At 64.8% G+C, this 20,434-nt stretch carries 21 protein-coding genes and 1 pseudogene; 6 read left to right on the forward strand and 16 right to left on the reverse strand.

Translation table 11 applies throughout. The features are described from left to right. Positions 1-529 precede the first annotated feature (529 nt). From H7841_11495 to H7841_11505, 3 genes are all read left to right on the forward strand, one after another. Entirely contained in the window at positions 530-700 is a 171-nt protein-coding gene (locus H7841_11495) for a hypothetical protein (GenBank protein ID MEO5337502.1), read from the forward strand. A gap of 84 nt (positions 701-784) precedes the next feature. Beyond that, the gene (locus tag H7841_11500; GenBank protein ID MEO5337503.1) at positions 785-1,177 is read left to right on the forward strand and encodes a YbaN family protein; all 393 of its coding nucleotides are present in this window, start codon (positions 785-787) and stop codon (positions 1,175-1,177) included. Next, positions 1,174-1,998: an N-formylglutamate amidohydrolase gene (locus tag H7841_11505; GenBank protein ID MEO5337504.1), complete on the forward strand. Its 825-nt coding sequence runs from the start codon at positions 1,174-1,176 to the stop codon at positions 1,996-1,998. Before H7841_11500 ends, H7841_11505 begins: the two co-directional genes overlap by 4 nt. Here H7841_11505 and H7841_11510 read toward each other — a convergent pair. Then, on the reverse strand, positions 1,961-3,034 hold the full coding sequence (locus H7841_11510) for a response regulator (GenBank protein MEO5337505.1): 1,074 nt from the start codon (positions 3,032-3,034) through the stop codon (positions 1,961-1,963). The genes H7841_11505 and H7841_11510 overlap by 38 nt on opposite strands. A gap of 158 nt (positions 3,035-3,192) precedes the next feature. On the opposite strand from H7841_11510, the gene H7841_11515 reads away from it, so the two are divergent. Together H7841_11515 and elbB are read left to right on the forward strand one after the other, a co-directional pair. Beyond that, positions 3,193-3,435 (forward strand): DUF2312 domain-containing protein, encoded by a 243-nt coding sequence (locus tag H7841_11515; GenBank protein MEO5337506.1) that lies wholly within the window; start codon positions 3,193-3,195, stop codon positions 3,433-3,435. A 7-nt stretch (positions 3,436-3,442) separates the two neighbouring features. Beyond that, the gene (elbB, locus tag H7841_11520; protein MEO5337507.1) at positions 3,443-4,102 is read left to right on the forward strand and encodes an isoprenoid biosynthesis glyoxalase ElbB; all 660 of its coding nucleotides are present in this window, start codon (positions 3,443-3,445) and stop codon (positions 4,100-4,102) included. A gap of 7 nt (positions 4,103-4,109) precedes the next feature. On the opposite strand, the gene H7841_11525 is transcribed toward elbB, so the two are convergent. The 12 genes from H7841_11525 to purL all read right to left on the reverse strand — a co-directional run bounded on the left by H7841_11525 (position 4,110) and on the right by purL (position 16,002). Next, positions 4,110-4,274 (reverse strand): hypothetical protein, encoded by a 165-nt coding sequence (locus H7841_11525; GenBank protein ID MEO5337508.1) that lies wholly within the window; start codon positions 4,272-4,274, stop codon positions 4,110-4,112. 155 nt (positions 4,275-4,429) lie between these two features. Beyond that, complete coding sequence (locus H7841_11530; protein ID MEO5337509.1) at positions 4,430-5,695, reverse strand: class I SAM-dependent RNA methyltransferase; 1,266 nt, start codon at positions 5,693-5,695, stop codon at positions 4,430-4,432. Beyond that, positions 5,692-6,303 (reverse strand): PqiC family protein, encoded by a 612-nt coding sequence (locus H7841_11535; protein MEO5337510.1) that lies wholly within the window; start codon positions 6,301-6,303, stop codon positions 5,692-5,694. Before H7841_11535 ends, H7841_11530 begins: the two co-directional genes overlap by 4 nt. Continuing rightward, complete coding sequence (locus tag H7841_11540) at positions 6,300-7,307, reverse strand: MlaD family protein (protein MEO5337511.1); 1,008 nt, start codon at positions 7,305-7,307, stop codon at positions 6,300-6,302. The genes H7841_11535 and H7841_11540 overlap by 4 nt, the downstream gene beginning before the upstream one ends. Continuing rightward, a complete protein-coding gene (locus H7841_11545; protein MEO5337512.1) occupies positions 7,304-8,140 on the reverse strand; it encodes an ABC transporter ATP-binding protein in 837 nt (278 codons plus the stop codon). The genes H7841_11540 and H7841_11545 overlap by 4 nt, the downstream gene beginning before the upstream one ends. Beyond that, positions 8,140-8,961, reverse strand: a complete 822-nt coding sequence (locus tag H7841_11550; protein ID MEO5337513.1) for an ABC transporter permease — start codon at positions 8,959-8,961, stop codon at positions 8,140-8,142. The genes H7841_11545 and H7841_11550 overlap by 1 nt, the downstream gene beginning before the upstream one ends. Before the next feature lies 1 nt (position 8,962). Next, positions 8,963-9,295: an STAS domain-containing protein gene (locus H7841_11555; protein ID MEO5337514.1), complete on the reverse strand. Its 333-nt coding sequence runs from the start codon at positions 9,293-9,295 to the stop codon at positions 8,963-8,965. Between the two features lie 13 nt (positions 9,296-9,308). Then, complete coding sequence (locus H7841_11560; GenBank protein ID MEO5337515.1) at positions 9,309-11,012, reverse strand: SpoIIE family protein phosphatase; 1,704 nt, start codon at positions 11,010-11,012, stop codon at positions 9,309-9,311. Positions 11,013-11,104: 92 nt separating this feature from the next. Then, positions 11,105-13,132 carry a tetratricopeptide repeat protein gene (locus H7841_11565; protein MEO5337516.1) on the reverse strand — a complete coding sequence of 676 codons (2,028 nt, stop codon included), beginning with the start codon at positions 13,130-13,132 and terminating at the stop codon, positions 11,105-11,107. Beyond that, positions 13,133-13,402 carry a Grx4 family monothiol glutaredoxin gene (gene grxD / locus H7841_11570; protein MEO5337517.1) on the reverse strand — a complete coding sequence of 90 codons (270 nt, stop codon included), beginning with the start codon at positions 13,400-13,402 and terminating at the stop codon, positions 13,133-13,135. It abuts the gene before it with no gap. 134 nt (positions 13,403-13,536) lie between these two features. Beyond that, the gene (locus H7841_11575) at positions 13,537-13,776 is read right to left on the reverse strand and encodes a BolA family transcriptional regulator (GenBank protein MEO5337518.1); all 240 of its coding nucleotides are present in this window, start codon (positions 13,774-13,776) and stop codon (positions 13,537-13,539) included. A gap of 12 nt (positions 13,777-13,788) precedes the next feature. Continuing rightward, on the reverse strand, positions 13,789-16,002 hold the full coding sequence (purL, locus tag H7841_11580) for a phosphoribosylformylglycinamidine synthase subunit PurL (GenBank protein MEO5337519.1): 2,214 nt from the start codon (positions 16,000-16,002) through the stop codon (positions 13,789-13,791). Between the two features lie 99 nt (positions 16,003-16,101). Here purL and H7841_11585 point away from each other — a divergent pair, with 99 nt between their 5' ends. Continuing rightward, entirely contained in the window at positions 16,102-16,998 is an 897-nt protein-coding gene (locus H7841_11585; protein MEO5337520.1) for a hypothetical protein, read from the forward strand. 4 nt (positions 16,999-17,002) lie between these two features. Here the strand turns inward: H7841_11585 and H7841_11590 are convergent. The 3 genes and pseudogenes from H7841_11590 to H7841_11600 all read right to left on the reverse strand — a co-directional run bounded on the left by H7841_11590 (position 17,003) and on the right by H7841_11600 (position 19,757). After that, positions 17,003-17,095, reverse strand: a pseudogene (locus H7841_11590) (phosphoribosylformylglycinamidine synthase subunit PurQ). 12 nt (positions 17,096-17,107) lie between these two features. Beyond that, a complete protein-coding gene (locus H7841_11595; protein MEO5337521.1) occupies positions 17,108-18,760 on the reverse strand; it encodes a hypothetical protein in 1,653 nt (550 codons plus the stop codon). Positions 18,761-18,770: 10 nt separating this feature from the next. Next, positions 18,771-19,757 (reverse strand): hypothetical protein, encoded by a 987-nt coding sequence (locus tag H7841_11600; GenBank protein MEO5337522.1) that lies wholly within the window; start codon positions 19,755-19,757, stop codon positions 18,771-18,773. Between the last annotated feature and the right edge of the window lie 677 nt (positions 19,758-20,434).

The raw sequence follows: 20,434 nt of genomic DNA on the forward strand, positions 1-20,434 counted from the left end.
GTTGAAAATCCGGCCAGACAACCCGGTAACGACAGGCCTAGAGCATTTTCCGCTCAGCAGGAATCGCAGGGGATTGAACGAAACCGCTTCGCGGTAGGGGAGTGGCGGAGGCGGCGAGGCCTCCTGTCTGACAAGGTTGTCTTTTCACGACCATCTTCGGTTATGATCGCGATTGAGTGGAAAATGCTCTAGCGCGAGGCCAAACAAGAACTCGGCGCCCGAACCCGGCTCTTCGAGCATATCCACACCATCACCGCCTATCTCGTCTTCCCCTCGTGGGCCAGTCTCTTCCGCTCCATCCGAACCGGAGTCCCACCGCCACAGACCGCTTGATCGACGGAAGCCAACCCCCTCCTTTTCCAGCAACCCCAGAAACCGCCGCTCGACGCCATAATGAGAACTGCTGTCGTATGGTGTGGTTCGTCTTCCGCCACGCTAGACTTTGAGCATGAAAGGGCGGGGATGCCATGTCGATGACGATCACCCAGCATATGGAACAACAATCGGAAGATTCGGCGCCGGATAGCGAATGCGGGGCGCTTCGGGAGATGTTGGCCGGGACCCGGAGCCGCCTGCCCTGGTGATCGGGCTGGCCGTCCATTTCCTGATCCTCAAGCCTTTCCTCAGTCTGGCCGCCTTGCAGGCCGCGCCGATCGAGGAGCCTGAGGCCGAGGCGCAGCCGGCGCCGGCCGCGATCTGATCGGACGGAAGAAAACAGGACTGGCCTGCCGCGGGCCGGCGCCCTATCTTCAGGAAGAAGCCTGAAGTCCGGATCGTCTCGCCCATGCTCGCGGCCGCCACCAAGCGATATCTGCTGATCGTGCTCGGATGGTCCTTCGTCGTCCTCGGAGTCGTGGGGGCGTTCCTCCCGGTTTTGCCGACGACACCGTTCCTGCTCATCGCCCTTTGGGCCTTCGCACGCAGTTCCGGGCGTTTCCACGCCTGGCTCTACCACCATCCCCAACTGGGCCCTCCGTTGCAGCGTTGGGAACAGCACGGCGTCATTCCTCTCCGCGTCAAGTTCCTGTCGGTGGGCGCGATGGCGGTCAGCCTCGTCTACGTGGTGGGGTTTTCCGGGGCGCCCTGGCCGGCGGTAGGGGGCATGGCCCTGTTCATCGCCTATGGGGCTTGGTTCGTACTGTCGCGGCCCAGCCTGCCGAGGAAGATCGCCGAATGACCGCGAATCCATCGTTCGGACCGGCAATGGAAGCGGTGCTGATCGGTCCGGACGATCCCCCGGCGGTTGAAACCGGCGAACCTGACGGCGTACCCCGCCCATTCCTCCTGATCGCCGATCACGCGGGAAACCGTGTGCCTTTGGCCCTCGGCGATCTGGGTTTGGCGGAAGCCGAATTCTCCCGGCACATCGGCTACGACATCGGTGCGGCGGCGGTCGTGCGTCGCATGGCTCTCCGACTTCAAGCCCCGCGGGTCCTGTCCGCCTATTCGCGCCTGGTGGTCGACTGCAACCGGGACCCGGCCGATCCGACCTGCATCCCCGCGATCAGCGACGGCGTCCCCATCCCCGGCAACCGGCACTTGAGCGTCCGCCAGCGGGCCCTTCGCCTCGCCGCCATCCACGAACCCTACCACCGGGCCGTTGCCGCCCGCCTCGGGCTTTTCCGGGAAGCGGGCACGGTCCCCTGGCTGCTTTCCGTCCATAGCTTCACGCCTAGCCTGGGCGGGGTGGTCCGGCCCTGGGACGCGGGCGTGTTGTGGAACCGGGATCTGCGCTTGGCGGCGCCCCTGATGGCCCGGCTGTGTGCAGCGGGGCTGACGGTCGGCGACAACGAGCCCTATTCCGGCCGCGGCGTCGCCTATACCATCGACCGGCACGCGGTCCCCGCTGGCCTGCCGCATGGGACGGTTGAAATTCGCCAGGATCATCTGGAATCGAAGGCGGGTATCGACCGCTGGGCGGACCTTCTGGCGGGAATCCTGGAGGATATGCACGTCGATTTCAGCGGACTACCGAATACTTGTCGAGGGCCTGGTTGAGCGAGACCAGCAGGTCGCGGCCGATCTTGCCGCCATCGCCCGCAATCTTCTCGCGGAGCACCGCCCGCATGGCGTCGATGTGCGCCTTGACGATCTCGACGGCATTGTCGTCCTCGCGGCAGTTCTCGCCGGTCAGGTCGTAGAGCATCTTGCCGAACATGCTGACCAACGGATAGCCGAAGGTCCCGCCCTGGCCGCGCAGTTCGTGGGCCAGCAGATTGATCTCGCGGAAATAGCTGTCGCGGCGCCCGGGCTTCATCACGGCGTCGGTGCAGAGGTCCGACAGCTTCGCCAAATAGGTGGTGGCCCATTGGGCAAAATCCAGGGCGGCCCGGTCTAGCATGGCCTCCGCCTCTCTGAGAAGGTCCAGGGGGATGTCGCCGGGTTCCCCTCCTCCCTTGCCCAGGCCGCCGGCTTTCTCCTTGAGGCGGTTGGGCAGCCGGAAGAACCAGACATCGGCTGTTTCCTGCGGCTTCACCACCCTCTCCGAGGAATAGACGACGACGGCGTCTTCCTCGCGGGCGATGCGCCGCTCATGGCCATCGGACGGAGGCAGGACGCGACGCCGTCGGTCGGGCCCGAAATAGTGCTGGGTCGCGACGAACTGGCGCGGATAGTCGATGACCTCAAGAATGTGCCGGTAGACCGTCTCGACGGCAAAGGGCTTAGCCAGGAACTCGGTGCCGCCCAGGTCGCGGCAGGCATTCACATATTCCCGGTCGGCAGCTCCCGACAGCATGATGAAGGGCAGGAAGCGGTTGGGAGATTCCTTGGCCGAACGCAGCCAGCGCAGCAACAGCAGGCCGTTGATCGGCGACATCACCAAGTCTGAAATCACGATGTCGAGTGCCGCCGTTCCGCCCGGCATGGCCGCAGATCCCATGGATTTGAGGAAGTCGATGGCTTCCTCCCCGTTGGAGCAGACCGAAACACGGCCGAAACGGAAATGGCGCAACAAGTCCTGGATGATGTTCCGGACGTACCGGTTATCCTCGACCAACAGGATCGAAACCCGTTCGAGATTGTATGGCGCCAAATGATTCTCCCATTCTCGGCTGCGATGTTGCGCAATCCCGCGCGATCCCGCAACCCTTGCTTTCGTCCTGCGGCGCGAATCCCTTGCAAATCCGCGGAAAAGCCGATTATGGTGCCCGCCGCCGGTTCATACGCCGGTTGTCGAAGGGAGGCCTAGCCATGACCGATGTCGGGGGAATCGCGGCGGATCGCCTGCGTACCATCATCGAACGGATCGAGCGACTGGAAGAGGAGAAAGCCGCCCTTGCAGCGGACATCCGCGACGTCTACGCGGAAGCCAAGGGAGCAGGCTTCGATATCAAGGTCGTGCGCCAGATCGTCCGCCTGCGGAAGCTCGACCATGCCGACCGCAAGGAGCAGGAGGAGATCATGGAACTCTACAAGCGCGCGCTAGACATGTAGGCCGACCATGGCCGAACGCAAACCTCTGGTGGCGGTGGTCCTGTCCGGCTGCGGCGTGTTCGACGGGGCCGAGATCCATGAAGCGGTGCTCAGTCTGCTGGCCCTGGATCGCCGGGGGGCTGCCTACCGATGCTATGCTCCCGACATCGACCAGGCCCAGGTGGTCGATCACCGGACCGGCCAGCCGGAGACCGGCAAGCGCAACGTTCTGGCGGAATCGGCCCGCATCGCACGCGGCGACATCAAGCCGCTAAGCGATCTGGACCCCGGCAAGGTCGATGCCCTGCTGTTTCCCGGTGGCTTCGGCGTCGCCAAGAACCTGTGCGGCCTGGCCTTCGACGGTGCGGGCTGTGAAGTCGATCCCGAAGTGGTCCGGGTCGTCCGCGGGGCCGTGACGGCCGGCAAGCCGATCGCCGCGCTCTGCATCGCGCCGGCCTTGATGGCCCGAGTGCTGGAAGGGGCGGAGGTGACCATCGGCCACGACGCCGCCACGGCCGAAGCCATCGTCGCCATGGGCGGCCGCCACAAGATCGCCGGCCATGGCGAGGTGGTGGTGGACCGGCGCCTGAAGCTGGTCACGACGCCCTGCTATATGCTGGATTCCACTATCGGCCAGATCGCCGACGGCGCGGACAATGCGGTCAGGGCGCTCCTCGAACTGGTATGACGCCGGACTAAACGACTTCCGTCCAGCCGGGGGCGGCGGGGACGACGCGGTAGCGGCGCTCGGATGCCGGGACGACCTGCCAGACCACCGTGGTCGGCCAGGTCGGCTGGTCGGGGCGGCGCCGGTAAAGCGGGGGAACGTCCCAGAGGGCGATCTTGGCGGGGGTCTTCATGGTGGGCCTCCTCTCCTTCGGGTCCTGCCCTTACCCTTTCAGGAACCGTGCCAGCGGGAAATCGTCCGGCAACTCACGGGAAATAGTGTAGCGTCAACAGGTTAACGAAAGCGTTCCGCTGCCCGCGGTAATTTCTGCCCGGCAAATTCTGCCGGTCAGCGGGCAAGAATGGCCACGGCCTCGACGTGGGCGGCGTAGGGGAACTGGTCGACGGGGACCACCTTGAGGAGCCGAAAGCCGCCGTCGACCAGCAGGCGCAGATCGCGGGCCAGGGTGGCGGGATTGCAGGACACCGCGGCGATGCGCCGGATCGAAGGGCTCCGCGCCAGGGCGGCGGCCTGGAAGCGGGCGCCGGCACGGGGTGGATCGAAGATCGCGGCATCGAAGGCTTTGAGTTCGGCATCAGCCAGGGGCCGACGGTCCAGGTCGCGGACCTCGGCCGCCAGGCGGCCGCCCAGGCCGGCCCGGCCTGCCGCCTGCCGCAGGGCGTCGACGGCCGCCGCGTTGCCTTCTTCCGCCTGGACGGAAAGCCCGTCGCCCGCCAGAGCCAGGCCGAAGGTTCCGAGGCCGGCGTAAAGATCGAGAACCCGCTTGGGTCGGCCCAGGGCCTCGCGCACCAAGCCGACCAGGACCGCTTCGCCTTCGGCGCTGGGCTGGAGGAAGCCGCCCGGCGGCAGTTCCACGGCGATGCCGGACAGGGTGATGTGCAGGCGCCGGCGCTGGGCCAGCAACTCGGCGGGCTCGGCTTCCGACTTCTGCCAGGAAACCCGCCCCACCCCTTCCAGAGCAGCCAGCCGCAGGCCTTCCTCCGGGCCAGGGCGGCGGGCCAGGCCGAGCACCAAGTCCAGTCCTTCCGCCGCCAGGGTGAGGCGCAAGGTGCCCCGCTCTCCTTGGCGCAAGACGCCGGCCAGGGCCTCGCGCAAGGCCGGCAGGCGGTCGTCGAGGGCGGGCAGCAGCAAAGGGCAGCGGCGCACATCCACCACCCGACGCCCGAGCCGCTCGCTGAATCCCAGCACGACCCCGGCCTGGAGCCGCATGACGCTGAAGGTCGCGCGTCGCCGCCGGCCGGGCGGCACCATGACCGGCGCCGCGACGGTGGCTTCGATACCGCGATGGGCTAAGGCCTCGGTGACCTGTTGCACCTTCCAGGCCGCATGGCTGGCCGCATCGGCATGCTGCAAGGCGCAGCCGCCGCAGCTTCCGAAAAGGGGACAGAAGGGTGCGACCCGGGTGGGTGCGGGTTCGAGCAACTCTTCCATTTCGGCCAGCAGGCCGTCGCCGCGCTTGTCGCGGATGCGTACCCGCACCCGTTCGCCGGGCAGGGCCAAGGGAATATAGAGGCGGGTGCCGTCCGCCGCCCGTGCCAAGCCGTCGCCCTGGCTGCCCAGGGCCTCGACGGTCGCCTCGAAGGTGCGGCTCACCTTTTCGCGGCGGCCAGGTCGCCCAGGAAGCGGCCATAGACGTCGGTCAGGGCCTTGCCGAAGGCGGTCGCCACCTCGCCCACCGCGTCGCCGGAAGGCACCACCTGGGCCTTGTAGGTCTTGAGCAGCAGCAACTCGTCGCCGCGGATCTTGCGGGCCGACATCTCCAGTTCCACCAGGGCCCCAGGGGTTCCTCCGACGACCCGCTCCAGGCGCAGGATGCGGCCGCGCACCATGTAGTCGGGCGATACCCGCACCTCGGGGGTGACCACCTGGGCGGCGGCCTTGCCGGCACGCAGGAAGTTGACCAGTTCGTCCCGCAGCATGGTGGCCGGGGGCTCGGTCCAAAGGTGGTAGTGGTACTCGTGCAATTCCTGGGGCTTGGCGCTATCGCTATAGACGATCGCCCGGCCGGCGGTCAGGCCCTCGACGACGAAGCGGTCCACTTCCAGGATGCCCGGCAGGATCGCGGCCGCCCCGGACGCGGCGGGCGCCGCCACCTGAAGACGATAAAAGGTGTTCTGCGGCACCGGGCCGCCGCCGCCGCCGCAGGCAGCAACGGCCAGCGACAATCCCAGCGCGAGGATGATCGGCTTCAGCTTGCTCATCGTCTGGTCCCCTCCGTCGCTTCGTCCTTCGGACTCGAACCGCCCAGCAGGCGGCCCGGGTTCTGGCGGATTTCCCGGCTGAATTCATACATGTTCCGCGCCGTGCCTTCCAGATTCTGGTTGATCGAGTCGATGTGGCGGGACAACGATCCGAGCACATGGCGCATGTCGTTGACCGAGGCCTCGATCTTCTCGCGGTTCTTGACCACCACGCCGTCGGTATCGGTCACCAGCTTGTTGGAGTTGTCGAGCAGGGCGTTGGCCTTGCCGGAAACGCCGTGCAAATCCTTGGACGCGGCATCCAGGTTGCCGATCATGTCTTCCATCGCCTTGCGGTTGGCCGGCGAGAGGAAGGCGCTCAATTCCTTGCTGGCCTTGCTCATCTCGCCGCTGAAGATCTCGATGTCCTCCGCCACCTTGGGCACCCGCTTGTTGATATCCTGGATCAGGGAGATGATCTCGCCGACCAAGCGCTCGCCGTCTTTCTCCAGGAGGTTGCCGAAGACCGCAACCGTGCGGTCCAAGGTGATCAGAAGGGGGCGCAGATGGGTATCCGCCAGGCTGCCCAGGTCGGAGGCCACGTTGGACATCACGGAGAAGAGGTTGGCGGCATCCTGGCCCTTGATCTGGGCGCCGGGAGTGAGCGGCCTTTCGCTCTTGCCCGCGTCGATGGCGATGGTGATGGCCGACAGCAGGCCCGGCGCGCGGATGCTGGCCACGCTGTCTTCCGGGATCATCCAGCCCTGGTTGACCGTCAGGTCGACCCGGAAGCGCATGCCGCCCTTTTCCGCCATCGGCGTGATCTTTTCCACTTGGCCGATGGGATAGCCTTCATAGAGCACCTGGGTGCCGAACTTGACGCCGGTGACGTTCTTGTAGATGGCGTAGTAGGCATCCGCCGTTCCCGTCCGTCCCGACAGCACCGCGGTAACGAAAATCAGCGCCGCCACCATGACCAGTACGAAGCTGCCCACCAGCAGGTAATTGATCTTGTTGCTTTTCACAGCCTGGCCCTCCCCATGGTTTCTTCCCCCATCAGCCGGCGCAGGTATTCCTCGGGATCGACGTTGTCTTCCTCGGTGCGTCGGTTCAGCAGATTCTGGATGCGCTCGCTGGGATGGTTGCGCACTTCCTCGACGGTGCCGACGAACAGGATGTTGCCCTTGTCCAGGACGGTGATGCGGTCGGCGATCTTGAAAGCGCTTTCCAGTTCGTGGGTCACCACCACGATGGCCATGCCCATGGCGTCGCGCAGACGCAGGATCAGGTCGTCCAGGGACGCCGATACCACCGGGTCCAGGCCTGCCGACGGCTCGTCCATGAACAGGATCTGCGGGTCCATGACAATGGCGCGGGCCACGGCGGCGCGTTTTATCATGCCGCCCGACAGTTCGGACGGCATCAGGTTCTCGAAGCCGGCCAGGTTGACCACCTCCAGCTTCATGCGGGCCATGATCTCCATGGTCATGGGATCAAGGTCGGTATGCTCGACCAAAGGCAGCATGATGTTCTGGCCGACGGTCATCGAACTGAACAGGGCGCCGCCCTGGAAGGCGACGCCGAAACGCCGGCGGAGCGCGAACATCTCCTTCATGGTCAGCTTGGTGATGTCCTGGCCCAGGATGCGAATGGCCCCCGTTGTCGGGCGTTCCAGGCCCAGCAGATGGCGGAGCAGGGTGCTCTTGCCCGAACCCGAGCCGCCCATGATGACCATGATCTCGCCGTCGCGGACATCCATGGTGATGCCCTTGAGGATCAGGCGGGGACCATAGTGGGTGACCAGGTCGTCGACCTCGATCACCTTGGTACGGCCGGAAGCGGTCGCCGGGGCATTCATCAGCGGGTCACCACGAAAGCGAAGATCATGTCGGTGACCACGATGGCCGAGATGGACTGCACCACGGCGCGGGTTGTCACCTTGCCGACTCCTTCCGCGCCGCCCGAGACCGAGGCGCCGTTGACCACCGCGATGACGGCGATCAGGACGGCGAAGATCAGGCTCTTGCCCAGGCCGTGCGCCAAGTGGTCGTTGTTGAGTATTTCGCGCACCTGGTCGATGTAGGCGGCCATGCTGATGCCCAGATCGAAGCCCACGTAGAGCCCGGCGGCATAGAGTCCCACCAGGTCGCTGAAGAAGGTCAGCGCCGGCACCATGACGATCATGGCGAACAGGGCGGGGGCGACCAGGAAGCGGACCGGGTTGATGCCCATGACGTGCAGGGCGTCCACTTCCTGGTTGATTTTCATGGTGCCCAGGCGGGCGGCCAGCGCCGAGCCCGACCGGCCGGCCACCAGGATGCCGGTGATAAGGGGGGCGAACTCGCGGGTGATGGACAACGCGATGCCGATGGTGACGCGCGATTCGGCGCCGAACAGCCGGAGCGTGTGGATGCCCTGGATGGCCAGCATGACGCCGATGGTGGCGGCCAGCAGGGCGATGATGGGCACCGCCCGAATGCCGATTTCCATCATCTGGGCGACGATGGACACCATGCGCACCGGCTGGCGGTACTTGGGGCCCAGCAGCATCCAGAACAGGCTTTCGCCCAGCAGGACCCCGCAGTTGCCGATTTCCTCGACGGCCACGACGACGTTGCGCCCCACCTTCTCGGTGAAGCGGACGGCGGCGCTGGGCGGCTTGTCATCGGGGGCGGACATGTCAGGGAACCAGGTTCAGGCCCTCGGCCACGGTGGGGTGGATGACGAATATCTTGTCCAGCCGGGCCAGCCTGAGCACCCGGAGAGCGGCCTCGCTGACCGCCACCAGGGCCAGGGCCTGACCGTTCTTCTTGGCGGTCTGCAGGGCCTCCACCAGGGACGCCACGCCCGAACTGTCGATGTAGGAAACCCCCGACAGATCGACCAGCAGGGCCTTCTTGCGTCCCGCCGCTTCCAAGAGGACCTTGCGCGCCTCGCGGGAGCTTTCCAGGTCCACGTCCCCCTGGAAGGCCACCACGACCGCCTTGCCCTCATCCCTTACGTCGTGTTTCATTTTCCGCCTCGTGTCATCCGATGCGTTTGACCATTCTTAGCAGGTTGCCGCCATCCGGGGGAGTGGGCAGGAATTCGACCGAGTCCATCACCTCGCGGATGAAATGGGTGCCCAGGCCGCCCGGCCGGATGTCGTCCAGATCGCGCGGCTTGATCTTGCTGACGTCCACCGGTTCGGCGTAGTCGCGCAGCAGGATCGTCATCTCGTCGGCCGTGCGATGGATTTCCAGGGCCACGAGGCCCTCGCCCGAGTTCTTGTAAGCGTGGCGGATCACGTTCTGGCAGGCTTCGTCGACCGCCAGCACCACGTCGAGCACGGTCTCGTCCCCCATGCCGCAGATGCGCGCCGCCTCGGAAACCGCGCTACGCACCAGCTTGAGACGGTCGGGCCGGGCCGGGAAGGAAAGTTTCACCAAGCGTTCGCCGGAAATGGCCGTGGGGGCGAAAACATCCGCCCGGTCCCCGCCGCGATCCTCGACGGCCAAGATGGTGACGTCGTCGTGCAAGGTGGCGCCGGGTCGGGCCAGAAGGGCGGAGATCGCCGCCAGGCGTTCGGCGAGCGGCCGTTCGCGTCCCCGGCCGGCCATCCGCTGGAAGCCCTCGGAGCCCAGGGCAGAGCCGTCCTCGACCGTACCCTCGGTGACGCCGTCGGTGAACAGGTAGAGCGTTCCTCCGGTCAGGTCGATCTCGACTTCGGGAAAGGCGTGCTCGGGGACCAGCAGGGGCGAGATGCCTAGCGGTGGCGAGTCGGCCTCGAAACGCTCTGCCGTTCCGTCGGCGCGTAGCAGAAGGGCCGGTTCGTGGCCGGCGTTGGCCAGACGGGCCCGTCCGCTGGCGGGATTGAAGATGCCGGCCGCCATGGTGACGAACATGCCCCGCGTGGTGGTCTCGCAGACCTCGCGGTTGATCAGCGACAGCAGGCGGCCCGGCTCGTGCACGGTGCGGCCCAGGCAGCGGAACACGCTGGCCGTCTTGGCCATCAGCAGGGCCGCGTTCATGCCCTTGCCGGAAACGTCGCCGATGGCGAAACAGATGCGGCCGTCTTCCAGCGTGAAGAAGTCGTAGAAGTCGCCCGACACCATGCGGGCCGGCACGTTGACCCCGGCCACCGGGAAGTCGTCGCTCCCCGCCTCGGGCAGCAGGCCGCGCTGGATCTCGGCGGCCAATTCCAGTTCGTGGCGGGTGCGCTCCTGCTCGACCAGGGCCTCGGCCATGCGGGCGTTGAGGATCGCCATGCCGGCCGAAGAGGACAGCACCTGCAACACCTGAAGATCGGCCCTGGAGAACAGCCCGTCGCCGCCCTTCTTGTTGACCAGTTCGATGGCGCCGATCCGCTTGTCCTTGACCGCCATCGGGGCGCAGAGGATGGAGCGGGTGGTGAAGCCGGTCTTGTCGTCCACCGTCTTGTGGAAATTGGGGTCCCTTTCCACGTCGCGGACGATTTCCGGGATGTTGTTCTGCACCGAGCGGCCGACGATGCCCTGGTCGGCCTGCAGGGTGAGGCCGGTGATGTCGATGGGGCCGACGCAGGCATGGCAATTCAGGTTGGTCGCCCCCTCGTCCAGCAGGAACAGGGCTCCCCCTTCCGCGCCCACATGGTCGGAGATGCGGGCAAGCGCCCGGCGCAAGGTGTCTTCCAAGTCGCGGGAAGCGGCGAAATCCTGGCTCATGTCGGCCATCAGGGCAAGCGGACCCGCCAAGCCGTTGTCGGCCTGCAATGTTTCCCGATCCGCTCCGTTCCCCCTTTTAGCCATGCGGCCCCACTATGCCCGGAAACCCGCCGCACGGCAATCGGAGGAAATGGCAGGCGTCAGCCCCGTTCCAGCCGATCGCCCAAAGCCGCGACCGGTTCGGGGTCGTCGAACAGGGACGCGGGGGTATCCAGGCGTTCCGGGCGGGCGGCCAAGCGGGCGGCGATTTCCACATACTGGTCGGCGTCGCGGGCGATCAGGTCGGGGCGGCCGGCCCGCTCCAGGATCGCCTTGCTGTGACGGCCGCGCATCAGGTCGCCGGGAAGGGTAACGACCGGCAAGCCGCAGGCCAGGGCCTCCAGGGTCGTGTTGCCGCCCGACCAGGCAAGGCTGTCCAGGCCCAGGTCGGCATTCCGGTTGACCGCCAGGAAGTCGGTCGGGGACAGGCGGGGATGGATGCGGATGCGGTCCTCGTCCAGGCCGGCGGCGCGGAAGGCGGCGCCGATCCGGGCGCGGAACTTCCCGGTCACGGCGTCCGACGGGTGGGCGATGAACTCCAGCCGGCAGGCCCCGATCTCCCGCGCCAGCCGCACCGCCAGGGCGTCGAAGCGGGGGAGCAGCTTGAACAGGCTCTGGCCGCACAGCAGGATCGGCGGGCCATCCTTTCGTAGTTCCGCCGGGGGCGCCGGCGGACGGGGGTAGGAAATGGACAGGTTGGGGAGACGGATCAGGGACTCGGTGTAGTGCAATTCCCCATCTTCCGGCTCCATTCCGCTGCTGGACAGGAACCCGTCGAGAGTCGGAAGACCGGTAGTCTCCGGATGGCCCCAGGCCACGTACTGGCGTGGCGCAAGGCGAAGGGCGGCCAGAACCTGGGCGCGGGGGTCCATGCCGATGTCCAGGTAGATCAAGGTGTCGCAGGCCGCCGCCGCCAGGGTTTCGACCGTAGCCGGATGGAAGCCGTCCAGGCGGGCGCGGATGTTCTCGGTGACCGGATCGGTCAGCAGGCCGGTGGTGAAGCCATGGACCGCAAAGCGGTCGCGGTCGAGCCCGGTCAGCCAGCCGCCGAACAGCTTGAGCACCGTATGCTGCCGGAAGTGGGCGGAGACGAATCCCACCTTGAGGCGCCCGTTCCGGCTTCGCGGAGCCAACGGTTCGGCATGGCGGGGAAATGCGGCCGCGGCGATGCGGTGGACCAGGGCGCCATACTGCATCTGCAGTTGGCGGTCATTCCGCCCCTGGTACGGCAGGGCGAAATTGGTGCGTTCCCGGATCGCTTCCAGGGCTTCGGCGATCTCCGACGGCGAATCCAGGCGCAGGCCTTGGTCCAGTTCCGCGAGGCCGGCCGCATAGCGGCAACGCCAATCCTCGATCTCGTCTTCGCTATCGTAGAGGATGGGCAGGGCCAGCGCCTTCGCCCAGCGCGCCTTGACGAAGGCGGGCCGCAAGACCACCGCGCGGCCGAAAGCCCGATCGGCCTCGCCGGTCCGGCCTTCCTCAGCCAGGCCGGCCCCCAGATTGTAGGCCACGTCGGCCGACGCCGGGTCCCGGCTCGCGGCTTCCTCCAGCAGCGGGATCGCGGCATCGGCCCGCTTGCGTTCGCGGAGCACGTTGCCCAGGTTGTTGAGGGCGCCGACGTCGGCGGGCTGGGCGGCGACGATCTGGCGCAGCAGAGCCTCGGCCTCCTCCAGCCTTCCCATGTCCCTGAGCGCCACCGCCAGATTCTGCAGCGGCCGGCCATCGTCCGGATCGATGTCCAGGGCGCGGCGGTAGGCCGATTCGGCCTCGCAGGGGCGGGCCGATTCCAGGTACAGATTGCCCAGGTTGAACCAAGCGCCGGCAAAGGACGGGTCGCGGTTCAGGGCTTCCAGGAAGGCGGCTTCCGCATCGTCGCGCCTCTTAAGGCGCTTCAGCCCGACCCCGAGGTTCAGCCAGGCGGCCACGTTCGCCGGTTCCAGCAGCACCGACCGGCGGATCTGCGAGACCGCTTCCGCCAGATCCCCGGTCTGGAAAAGCGCGAGGCCCAGCAGGTGCCGGGCCTCGGAATTCCTGGGATCGCCGTCCAGGACGCGGCGGCAACAGGCAGCGGCCCCTTGCGGGTCGCCGGCCCGGAATTTCGCCAGTCCGTCGTCCAGATCGCTTCCCATTCAGCGGGCGAAGGGCACGCCCTTGCTTTCGAGAAGCTGCTTCAGTTCGCCCGACGCGAACATCTCGCGCGCGATGTCGGCGCCGCCGACGAACTCGCCCTTCACGTAAAGCTGGGGAATGGTCGGCCAATTGGCGAACTGCTTGATGCCTTCGCGCAGTTCCGGATCGGGCAGCACGTCGATGCCCTTGAACTTGACGCCTAGCTGGCTCAGCACCTGCACCACGGCGGCGGAAAAGCCGCACTGGGGAAACATCGGCGTGCCCTTCATGAACAGCACGACCGGGTTGTCGTCGATTTCCTTCTGGATGCGGGTAAAGACGGGATTGGTATTCACGGGAGGAATCCTCGCTGACTGGTGAAGCGGCCTTGATATGGGCCCCCCCTCCCGTTCTGTCAACGGCGTCAGGCCTCTCCCGGAACGGCCGTCTGCAGGGCCAGGGCGTGGAGTTCGCCGCCCATCCGGCCCTGCAGCGCCGCGTAGACCATCTGGTGCTGCTGCACCCGGCTCTTGCCCTTGAAGGCGGCGGATACCACCAGCGCCGCGTAATGGTCGCCGTCGCCGCGCAGGTCCTCGATGGTCACCTGGGCGTCGGGAATCCCCTCCCGGATCAGGCGTTCGATTTCATGGGCGTCCATGGCCATGGGGCGGGCTCCTCAGGCGGTGGCGTCGGGGGCGGCCATGAAGCCGGGCAGCCACCCGTCGTGCAGGGCTTTCAGGTCCGCCAGGGCGATGGTCTCGCCCGGGGCCAGGGTCAGGTGGGTGCCGCCGGTGCTGCCCAGCTTGAGCGCCGGAACCTCGGCATGGACGCAGGCGGTGGTCACCGCCGTGGCGTCGCGAGTCGTTACCAGATAGCGGCCCTGGTCCTCGCCGAACCAGAAGGCATGGGCCGGCAGGTCGGCGGGCGGGCGAGCATCCACGTGGGCGCCGAGGTTGCCGGCCAGGGCCATTTCCGCCAGGGCGACCGCCAGGCCGCCATCGGCCAAGTCGTGACAGGCGGTGACCTTGCCGTCCAGGATCAGGCGGCGGATGCAATCGCCGTTGCGCCGTTCGACGGCCAGATCGACGCCGGGCGGGGCGCCTTCCTCGCGACCGCAGACGTCGCGCAGGTACATGGACGCCCCCAGGTGGCCCTGGGTCTCGCCGATCAGCATGATCGTCTCGCCGGCTTCCCGGAAGGCGATGCCCACCGCCTTGGTCACGTCGTCGATCAGGCCGACGCCGCCGATGGTGGGCGTGGGCAGGATGGCCTTGCCGGCGGTTTCGTTATAAAGCGACACGTTGCCGGAGACGACCGGATAGTCGAGGGCCTCGCAGGCGTCGCGCATGCCTTCGATACAGCCGACGAACTGGCCCATGATCTCGGGCTTCTGGGGATTGCCGAAGTTCATGTTGTCGGTGATCGCCAGCGGCGTGGCGCCGCAGGCGGTGATATTGCGCCAGCTTTCGGCGACCGCCTGCCTGCCGCCTTGCGCCGGGTCGGCCAGGCAGTAGCGGGGCGTCACGTCGCTGGTCATGGCGAGGCCCTTGCTTGTGCCGTGCACCCGCACCAGCGCGGCGTCGCCGCCGGGCCGGCCGACAGCCAAGGTATCGCCCATCACCATGTGGTCGTACTGCTGCCAGATCCAGGCCTTGGAACAACCGTCGGGGCCGCCGACCAGGGTCTTCAGGGCCTCGACGAGGCTCTGGGGGGCCGGCACCTCCTCGGGGTCCAGGGCCGGGCGGGCGGGGGTCGGAATCCAGGGGCGGTTGTATTCGGGGGAAGCCAGGGCCAGGGGGTCGATGGGTAGATCGGCGACCGTCTCGCCCCGGTGGCGGATAACCATGCGGCCGGTATCGGTCAGGTGACCGACGACGGCGAATTCCAGGTCCCATTTCTCGAAGACGGCGCGCGCCATATCCTCCTTGCCGGGTTTGAGGATCATCAGCATGCGTTCCTGGGATTCGGAGAGCATCATCTCGTAAGCCGTCATGTTGGCTTCGCGCTGGGGGACCTGGTCCAGGTCCATCTCGATGCCGACCCCGCCCTTCGACGCCATCTCGAAGGAGGACGAGGTCAGGCCGGCGGCGCCCATGTCCTGGATGGCGACGATGGCGTCGGTGGCCATCAGTTCCAGGCAGGCTTCCAGCAAGAGCTTCTCGGTGAACGGATCGCCCACCTGGACGGTGGGGCGCTTTTCCTCGGAATCCTCGTTGAATTCGGCCGAGGCCATGGTGGCGCCGTGGATGCCGTCGCGCCCGGTCTTGGAACCCACGTAGACCACCGGGTTTCCGACGCCGGCGGCGGCCGAATAGAAGATGCGGTCGGCGGGCGCGATGCCCACGGTCATGGCGTTGACCAGGATGTTGCCGTCGTAGGAGGCGTGGAACTCGCACTCCCCGCCCACGGTGGGCACGCCCATGCAGTTGCCGTAGCCGCCGATACCGGCCACCACGCCCGAGACCAGGTGGCGGGTTTTCGGATTGCCGGGGGCGCCGAAGCGCAACGCGTTCAGGTTGGCGACCGGGCGGGCGCCCATGGTGAAGACGTCGCGCATGATGCCGCCCACGCCGGTGGCGGCGCCCTGGTAGGGCTCGATGAACGACGGATGATTGTGGCTTTCCATCTTGAAGATGACCGCCTGGCCGTCGCCGATGTCGATGACGCCCGCGTTCTCGCCGGGCCCGCAGATCACCCAGGGGGCCTTGGTAGGCAGGGTCTTCAGCCACTTCTTGGAGGACTTGTAGGAGCAATGCTCGCTCCACATCACCGAGAAGATGCCCAGTTCGGTGAGATTCGGGGCCCGCCCGCCCAGGATCTGGAGCACCAGTTCGTATTCTTCTTCGGTGAGGCCGTGGGCGGCGACGACGTCGGGGGTGATGGCGGTCATGGGATCGGCGTTCCTGGTGAATCCGGTAGCCCGTTCATAGCAGATGACCGCGCGGGCGCAAACGGGTTACCTTGGCCTCCGGTTCGAAACGGGAAGGCCATGTGGGACGAATACTTCGTCGGAATCACCAAGCAGCGGCACGCGGGCGGCATCGCCCGCCTGGGGTCGTCGGTGGTCCGGCCGGCCAACCTGGTCTATCCGCGCGCCGCCGACGTGCTCGAATTCGGTCGCCCCATGCTGTCCTTGCTGAAGGCCGAGGACCCGGAGGTCCGCCATTGCCACGTCGGGGCCGTCCTCGGCCGCTACGGCCGCAGTCTGGAGCTGTCCTTGGGCCTGGATTTCTCGGTGGGGCGGAACTTCAAGGCCATGCACCTGGCGGCGGCGCTGTTCCGCCTGGCCCGCGATCACGGCCAGACCGACGCCTTCATCGCCCGGAAGCTGCACGACGACGAATGGACCGACAGCTCGCGGCCCAGCCTGACGGTGCGCTTCCGCCAGCCGCAGCGCATCCGCGACCTGGCGGGCCTGATCGACCTGATCGGCAATTTCCCCGGCGAAGGCTGGCCCATCGACGGTTTCACCACCATTCCCGCGGGACAGGGGTCCGTGGCCCTGGTGTCCGGGCTGCGCTACATCTTCCTGCCCGAGATCAGCATCCGCTGGGACCTGTCGCTGCGCCGACGCATCGCCGCCGAGGAATTCGGGATGGACATCATCCTGCTGGACCAGGCGACCAAGATCGGCCGGCTCTGCCTGGAACTGAACCGCCTGCCCGCGATCGCCGACGCGCGCCTCAACTGGTCGGACGTCATCGTCGGCGGCATCGAGGATTACGACGACCTGATCGCCCGCCTGGCCGTTCTGCCCGAGGACCTGAAAAAGGGCCTGATGTGTCGGCGCGCCTTCTCGGAGCGGCTCGATCTGACCAACCAGCAGGTGCTGGCCCAGCGCATGGCCCACCTGGCCGGGGACCGGTCTTCCGGCCGCGGGGGCTGAGTCTTCAGCCGAAGGCCGCCAGCAGCGAATCGAACATGGGCTTGCCGTCGGTGCCGCCCAAGGCGGGTTCGATCAGGCGTTCCGGGTGGGGCAGCAGGGCATTCCAGGGTCAGTTTTCCTCCGGACAGGCGCAGGATGTCCGCATCGGCGGCACGTCCCCGGTATCGTCCGCTATTGGATGGGGGAAGGACAAAACGATGGTTGCCTCCTTGTGCGGAGTAGGACCGAGATTCTGCTTGGCGGCGTCCAGCTTTTCGACGCGCGCCCTCAGAACTTCTGGCTCCAGGATCGTGCGCTTTTCAGGAGTGGACAAGTCGAGCTTTCGATCGGCGGCAGCAAAATATTCGTAGAACGCCTTCAGATTTTCCACATATAGAGGATTGGAAGATGCCAGCCGGACTGCATCGAAGAATCCGCCCAACGCATCGCGTGGAGCCAAATGACGCTCGGCCTTTCCCTGTTCGAGACTCAGCATGGCCATAGCCAAGGCGCCACGGATGTTGCCGATGCCCGGATGGGACGGCAGGAACTGGCGCGTGTCGTCCAGGTCCTTGGCGAATTCCCTGGAAGGATCCACAGTCCCCTGTGCCTGAGCCCCTTCCCCCGCCGCGACCAAGGCCGCGACAGCGCCCATGGACTGAGCCAAGCCCAGCGGAAAAGCCAGTTCGATGTTCGATGTTCCATCGACCTTTTGCCTTTCCTTCTCCCGCGCCGTATACGATTCCGTCGCCCTTAATATGTTTTGGTAGGCTGCAAGCGATTTGCTTGCATGGTGACTGTCGGGATTTTCCAACCGGTCCGCCAGGGTCAGGAATTCGGCGGCAGCATCGACGAAATCCAACTCGGGAACCAATTTCCGCAAATCGACATCGGCAATCTTGGCGCGCCACTTCCATGGTCCCACACCCCAGGAACCAGCATCCCAGAAAACGATCTCGTCGCCTTCCACCGCGATGACGTCACCACGATAGGCGTTCAGTTCCCTGGAAATGGGATAGACATATTGGCGCCATCCGTCGGGATTGGCGCTCGCCCTCTTCTCCATCTTTTCCCGAGCGCCAGCCAAATCGGCCTTTCCTACCGTCCGTCGCGGAAACTCGAACTCTCCGACCGGCAGGTCGGCTTTGAACCGAAAATTCTGCCCATTGGTGGATACCCTGGTCTCGATGACTTCGCCCGACAGGGTGGCCTGTCCGCCCGGCCGGATCCGCAGAAAGCGGGCCGCCGTCTGCATGTAGACATCCCTTCCGCCATGGAAGAATCGCCCGCTCAAAATCGCCGCGATACGGTGCCTCTTCACGTCCGTCCGATCCCGGAGCAGCGTTTCCTCCACGGCGGCAACGGTACATCCACTATCGTCTTTTACGGCGATCACCTCGTATCCCGCGGTCATGTCCGCCACTTGGCGATCCCTCGGATTGAAGAGAATATCCCGGCGCAGCAGCACAGGCATGGACCGCGCGACCACATCGACTCCCGGATCGATACCCCTCGCCTCCGCTTGCTGGTCATCCGCCATGCCGTCATAGACATACGGCAACGCGATCACCACCAACGGCCTGTCGGTCCTGTCGATGGCCTTCGGCAGATCCGCGCAAGTAACGGTCTCTTCCCACGAGATCCCGGAAAGATTGAACAGGCCATCGACCGTGTTGCCACCGTACACGACCGCTGCAGCCGGAACTTCAAGCCCTGTGCAACCGCTGCAAGCGGCCCCCGCCACAGATACGGCAACGACAACGCTCTTGAGTTGGAAAGCCATCGTACCCTCCTTAGGATTCCGCACAACCGGCTACGGGTCTTTGATAATCTTCGCCGGCTTCCCCGGCTACACACTCCGGATTCGTCGGCTCGCCCGCTGTCGGACAAAGGCCGATCAGCTCGTCCAGTTGACGCAAGGTCGATGCCAACGTTTTTCCTATTTCATACCCATGTGCGTATGCGTGGTTCGAAAAATCTCGACCGAAAAGCGTCTTTGTCGTGTTGTCCCACTCGGCATGAACCAAATCTTCGACCGATCCTCGGCGGATATTTTCCTTAAGCAATCTTGCGCGGCTGATCGAATCCAGGACCTCGGGCGAATTACATTGAAAATCCCCCCGGCCGATTGTACCGTCTGTCTGCCTTCCGATGATCCTTCGCTTCTCGATCAACCCAATCCAGGAGTCGACAAACGCACCGTATATCCGAAGCCATGCAGCACGATACCCGACATCCTCTCTTCCATTCCAAAGCAGATAGATATCATCAACAATCTTATTGGGTGTAGGCTCCACGGCAATTTGGATTGAGCTCATTCGCAACTGATCCATCTTTCCCGTGGATACAAAGTTACCCGTATCTGTGCTAAGAAATCTTGCGGCTGCAAATACGCGCCTTTCTCTGCCGCTCTCGCGAATTTGCCTATTGCCCGCAGCGACAACGTTCTTCATTTTACGTACCGGATCTCTCTGATCCGCACTAGTGAACACAGACCAACATCTATGTACCCTGTAGGTATTAATATTTTGTCGATCAACTTCAATGCCAAGCGCCTTGTGTATGCCTAAAAACTTATTCTTCAATCCGGATGCCAAATACGTGGCTATCGCGGTCTGTTCGGGTAGCTGAGTCACTTCCTGGACATTAGAGCTAACATCGATCAGCGGAAGCGGTATCACGAGCCACAAGGGATCATCCCCTTCGACAGGCTCAATAAGCCCGCAATTTACCCCAGGCAACGCCTGAGCATCCGCTGGCAACGGCAACAGGAATGCCATGGTATACATGACTGCAAATGTGGTTCTAAATCCACACAATCCCAACATAGTATTATCCTCCCTTGCGTGCATGCAGCTTATCTTCGGGAAACTTGCAAATGCTATGCCCTGATCCAGTCGGGAACTGAATTTTGTAACAAACACTCTCCATTCTCGCAACCATATCATTTATTGCATCAATTGTGACCTCTTTGTTGTCGTATTTTTCTACCACAGCATCCCTCCCCCCCCAAGCTGTACATATCATGTATGAATTGGAGTATTGAGTCGCATAGGTATTTTTCAGACAAATCAAGAGATACCATGTCAGAGTTGTATTCCCGCGGCCTTGTAACATAATCAGATATAGCATTGCATACAGCATTCCTTGCGTTACTGGGGCGGTGTTCTGTAGTTATCAATTCTAGTCTGTGCAGCACATGACGCGCAGCATCTTGTGGCGTTCTATCTTTGGATTGTACAGCAGATAGCAATAGCTTTATCGACCTATCGTCTAGCATATACATCTGCTCTGCAATTTGGATCGCCTCACCCAGCTTTTTGCTCTTCATGAGCTTCTCATACCCAACTTGAACAGTGGAGGGGCGTTTTGGGAGAGGCCCCTATTGAAAATATTGGGTTTTTTGGCCTGAAATCCGGACCTGGCGAAAAATGTAGTGGAACATTTTCTCTGTCGT

The organism is Magnetospirillum sp. WYHS-4 (assembly GCA_039908345.1).
GTDB lineage: Bacteria > Pseudomonadota > Alphaproteobacteria > Rhodospirillales > GLO-3 > JAMOBD01.